Here is a 294-nt window from a genome sequence, read left to right on the forward strand (position 1 = left end):
CCACCATGGCTCATTATAAATACCACTGCCCGATTCCTTAGGGAGATTCACGCTGGCTTGTTGGCCTCGATGAAACGGCTGAGCGAGGTGGCGGCGTTGAGCATATGGGCGCGCATGCGCCGTGACGCCATCTCGCCGTCGCCTTCGGCGATCGCCTGCATGATGGCCTCGTGTTCGTCGCGGGAGCGGCTCAGCCTTTCGCCCTGGCGCAGTTGCGTGCGTCGGAAGGCGTTCAGGCGGTTGCGGATGGCGATCGCCTGTTCGGCGAGGAAGCCGTTATGGGTGGCGCAGTAG

The 294-nt window shown here is 63.3% G+C and carries 1 protein-coding gene; it reads right to left on the bottom strand.

From position 1 onward, the window contains the following. Positions 1–47 precede the first annotated feature (47 nt). On the bottom strand, positions 48–294 hold a 247-nt coding region (locus AF337_RS11875; RefSeq protein ID WP_152971006.1), incomplete at its 5' end, for an FCD domain-containing protein.

The sequence above is a fragment of the Rhizobium ecuadorense genome (genome assembly GCF_001187535.1).
Lineage (GTDB): Bacteria > Pseudomonadota > Alphaproteobacteria > Rhizobiales > Rhizobiaceae > Rhizobium > Rhizobium ecuadorense.